The 3,451-nt window shown below is 54.4% G+C and carries 3 protein-coding genes and 1 tRNA gene; all 4 read left to right on the top strand.

Annotation, left to right across the window (positions count from 1 at the left end; all coding sequences use genetic code 11):
• Positions 1 to 1,497: alanine--tRNA ligase (gene alaS, locus ABYP39_RS18060; protein ID WP_372784005.1), on the top strand; the 1,497-nt coding region annotated here is incomplete at its 5' end.
• A 96-nt stretch (positions 1,498 to 1,593) separates the two neighbouring features.
• Positions 1,594 to 2,832, top strand: coding sequence for an aspartate kinase (locus ABYP39_RS18065; protein ID WP_372749206.1), 1,239 nt, complete (start codon positions 1,594 to 1,596; stop codon positions 2,830 to 2,832).
• Positions 2,833 to 2,898: 66 nt separating this feature from the next.
• Positions 2,899 to 3,090, top strand: a complete 192-nt coding sequence (csrA, locus tag ABYP39_RS18070) for a carbon storage regulator CsrA (RefSeq protein ID WP_372749207.1) — start codon at positions 2,899 to 2,901, stop codon at positions 3,088 to 3,090.
• Positions 3,091 to 3,291: 201 nt separating this feature from the next.
• Positions 3,292 to 3,381 (top strand) — tRNA-Ser (locus ABYP39_RS18075).
• The last annotated feature ends 70 nt before the right edge of the window (positions 3,382 to 3,451 follow it).

The following is a 3,451-nucleotide window of genomic DNA, read 5'->3' on the forward strand; positions in this document are numbered from 1 at the left end:
CTCGAACAGGATCTCGAAGGGTTGGCAGGTAGCGTGATTCCGGGCGAAACGGTTTTTCGTCTGTACGATACCTACGGCTTTCCCGTTGATCTGACGGCCGATATTGCTCGTGAAAAAGACCTCACTCTGGATATGGAGGGCTTTGAGGCTTGTATGCAACAGCAGCGCGAGCGCGCCCGGGCAGCCAGTTCGTTCAAGATGGCCAGTGGTGAGAAACTGGAGCTCGACGGCCAGACCGAATTCTGTGGGTACAGTTCGTTAGTCGGTGATGCCCGTGTTGTCGCGCTGTTCAAAGATGGTGCTGCGGTGTCCTCGCTGGCCGAGGGGGAAAGCGGTGTCGTCGTTCTGGATAAAACGCCGTTCTACGCAGAATCCGGTGGTCAGGCCGGGGATGCAGGCTTGATTACGGCGGCCACCTCCCGGTTTGAAGTGCTTGATACCCAGAAGAATGGCGATCATCACTTACACCATGGGAACCTTGTCAGTGGTGCGCTCAAGGTAAACGATGCGGTTACGGCAGAGGTAAAGGCCGATATTCGTCAGGCGACGGCGTTGAATCACTCGGCGACCCACTTGCTGCATGCAGCCCTGCGAACGGTGCTGGGTGATCACGTTGCCCAGAAAGGCTCACTGGTGAATGCTGAACGGCTTCGCTTTGACTTCTCTCACCCCGAATCAGTGAGTGCGGAAGAACTGCAAACCATCGAAGCCATGGTGAATGCGCAAATCCGCCGCAATACGGCGGTAGAAACTCAGGTGACAGACATTGAAAGCGCCAAACAGGCCGGCGCCATGATGTTATTCGGCGAGAAATACGGTGATGAGGTTCGTGTGCTCAGCATGGGGGATGGCTTCTCGGTAGAGCTTTGCGGTGGTACTCACGTTGACCGAACGGGCGACATTGGCCTGTTTCGCATTAGTGCTGAATACGGCGTTGCCTCTGGTGTACGGCGTATTGAAGCCGTGACTGGCGAAGGGGCGTTGCAGGAAGTGTCTGCTGATCGCAAGCGTTTGGGCGCTGCGATGGCGACGCTCAAAGCGACGCCGGAAAACTTTGACAGTAAGCTTGGGCAGCTGGTGAGCAGCAACCGCGAGCTGCAGAAAGAAATTGATCGGCTCAAGGCCAAACTCGCCACTGCAGGCAGTCGTGATTTGACGTCCGAGGCTGTTGAGGTCAATGGGGTTAAAGTGTTGGCGGTAAAGATTGAGGGCGCCGATGCCAAATCTCTTCGCGACAGCATGGATCAGCTGAAAAACAAGCTGCAGTCGGGTGTTCTGTTACTGGCGGCTGTCGAAGGCGATAAAGTGGCGCTGGCCGCTGGTGTTACCAAAGACCTGACTGGTCGCTTCAAGGCAGGTGACCTAATGCGTCAGGCCGCAGCAGCGGTCGGCGGCAAGGGCGGTGGCCGACCAGATATGGCGCAGGGTGGCGGCGATCAGCCAGCGAATGTCGAAAAGGCCCTCGCGGTGGCAGCAGAGTATGTCAAGAATCTATAGGTGGGAATGTTCGCCGGTTAAACAGGAGCCTAAGCAACGTGGTTGTTATGGGCGCAAAGTTTGCGGGTAGAGCCCTTATTGTTGGAAAGCAAATCAATGAGTCTGATAGTTCAGAAGTTCGGTGGCACCTCGGTGGGTTCAGTAGAGCGCATCCAGTCTGTTGCTGAAAAAGTAGGTAAGTTTCGCGCGCAAGGGCATGACGTTGTCGTGGTTGTATCGGCCATGAGCGGTGAAACCAATCGTTTGATTGACCTTGCCAAACAGATCAGCAATAAACCGAATCCGCGTGAGATGGATGTGCTGGTCTCTACCGGTGAGCAGGTTACCATTGCGCTGCTGAGCATGGCGCTGGAAGAGCGAGGTCTAGAGGCCCGCTCGTACACCGGAGCCCAGGTAAAGATTCTAACCGACAGTGCTTTCACAAAAGCGCGGATTCGAGAAATAGACAACGACAATATTCGCACAGACCTGGCCGCTGGCCGCGTAGTGGTCGTGGCCGGGTTTCAGGGTGTCGACGAGCAAGGCAATATCACTACGCTGGGGCGTGGGGGCTCCGATACCACGGCTGTCGCCATTGCTGCCGCACTTAAAGCTGACGAATGTCAGATCTATACCGACGTGGACGGCGTATATACTACGGATCCTCGGGTGGTTGAAAACGCGCGACGTCTTGACCGTATTACCTTTGAAGAAATGCTGGAAATGGCCAGCCTGGGCTCAAAAGTTCTGCAAATTCGTGCAGTTGAGTTCGCTGGCAAGTTTAATGTGCCGCTGCGCGTACTGCACAGTTTTCAAGAGGGCCCCGGAACCCTGATCAGCCTTGAGGAACAATCGGAAATGGAAACACCTTCAATTGCAGGTATCGCCTTTAACCGCGATGAAGCGAAACTGACCGTAGTGGGGGTGCCGGATAGCCCGGGCGTCGCCTCGCAGATACTGGCGCCGATCGGTGATGCCAATATCGAGGTTGACGTGATAATACAAAACGTTGGCGATGACGGCAAAACTGATCTAACATTTACAGTACACCGCAACGATCTTGCGCGAGCCGAAGCGATACTGCGAGGAATTGCCGAGAAGATTGGTGCGGAGCAAGTGAAAGCCGACGCCAAAATTGTGAAGGTCTCTCTAGTAGGCGTGGGAATGCGGTCGCACGCTGGGATAGCCAGCAAGATGTTCAAAATCCTCGCGGCGGAAAGCATCAATATTCAAATGATCACTACCTCGGAGATCAAGATATCGGTGGTGGTTGATGAGAAGTACCTTGAGCTGGCGGTCAGGTCGCTGCACGATGGTTTCGAGCTGGATAAGGAACCTATCCAGGAGCCTTCCTGATATTCATTACAGTTGCCCCGGACGGCGTAACCCAGTTATCACGGAGAGATAACGTGGAGATATTACATGCTGATTCTCACCCGTCGTATCGGTGAAGCACTGATGGTTGGCGACGAAGTTACGGTGACCGTACTTGGTATCAAAGGCAATCAGGTACGCATAGGTGTGACGGCCCCTAAGGATGTGGCCGTCCATCGCGAGGAAGTCTACGAAAAAATCCGTAAGGAAAGCGGTTTAGATGCGCAAGCTGCTGAATAATTGAGCAATTTTGCGTTTTTCTAGCAGCTCCCCCTTTGCATATTCGCTCAGTGTGGGATGATGCCGCGCGTTTTTCGTTGCGCCGCAAGAGTGGCGCGGTGTGCGTTTATGGTGATTTCAGCCGTGCGCAAAGGCAGATTTTGACGGCTAAAACCGATTAAATCCGCCGCTAAAAAGAACGATCGACAGTACGACGATTTTGGAGAGGTGGCCGAGTGGCTGAAGGCGTGCCCCTGCTAAGGGTATATCTGGGAAACTGGATCGAGGGTTCGAATCCCTCCCTCACCGCCATATAAACAAAGAACCCGGCTTCAGCCGGGTTTTTTGTTTATCCGGCCAAGAGGCCGGGTGAGAACCCTCC

The organism is Litorivivens sp. (genome assembly GCF_041625495.1).
In the GTDB taxonomy this organism is placed as follows: Bacteria; Pseudomonadota; Gammaproteobacteria; order Pseudomonadales; family Spongiibacteraceae; genus Litorivivens.